Below are 859 nucleotides of genomic sequence, written 5' to 3'. Positions count from 1 at the left end.
CTAGGGCCTGTTGAGGTTTTAGACAGGACTTGAGAAAGGCTGACAGATCCGTAGTCTTGCGGTTACCACACCAGCCAGACTACGAACCTGTTATGCCCCGCCTCATGCTCAGTGACGAACACTGGATGAAACTGTTACCAATTCTCAAGCAAGTCCGCATTAATGACAACCCTGCACTGAGATTATCGGTTGAGGGAATGCTGTATCGCATTCGTACAGGATGCCCATGGAGAGACCTTCCCGCAGCATTTGGGAAGTGGAACACTGTTTTTACAAGGTTTAATGAGTGGTCTGCCAAGGGAAAATGGTTAACGATTTTTCGAGCTTTGGTACAAGACCCAGACCTCGAATGGATGTTTATTGATGGTAGCTATACCAAAGCACATCAACACAGCAGTGGTGCTGCCAGCGGAAAGCCCGAGGCCATCGGGAAAAGTCGAGCAGGTTTAACAAGTAAGATTCACATGGCTGTTGATGGGTTTGGATTGCCCATTGGCTTTGAGGTGTCAGGCGGTGAAATCAACGACTGCACAGCAGCTCCAGACCTACTGGATCAAGCCCCTCAGGCAGAGGTTGTCATTGCAGATAAGGGTTACGATAGCCAAAAGGTTCGCAATAAAATTACAGAAAAGGGCGCTGCAGTGGTTATTCCAAGGAGAAAGGGGTCAAAAACAGGTAACCAGGATATGGACTGGCATCTGTATAAGCATCGCCACTTGGTAGAGAATATTTTTGCTCGCCTCAAGCACTTCAGAGGTCTGGCAACACGGTATGACAAATTAAAGCGTAATTATGTCAGCGTTGTTGCCATGGCGTGTTGTATAGTCTGGCTGCCGATGTAAAACCTCAACAGGCCCTA

The 859-nt window shown here is 48.0% G+C and carries 1 protein-coding gene; it reads left to right on the top strand.

Translation table 11 applies throughout. The annotated features are described in order from the left end of the window. Positions 1-92: 92 nt before the first annotated feature. Complete coding sequence (locus tag E1189_RS00930) at positions 93-842, top strand: IS5 family transposase (RefSeq protein ID WP_155158245.1); 750 nt, start codon at positions 93-95, stop codon at positions 840-842. Positions 843-859 lie beyond the last annotated feature (17 nt).

The organism is Parendozoicomonas verongulae, assembly GCF_009711465.1.
In the GTDB taxonomy this organism is placed as follows: domain Bacteria; phylum Pseudomonadota; class Gammaproteobacteria; order Pseudomonadales; family Endozoicomonadaceae; genus Sansalvadorimonas; species Sansalvadorimonas verongulae.
The sequence above is the reverse complement of the archived record's forward strand: the minus strand, read 5'-3'. Positions and strand labels throughout refer to the sequence as shown.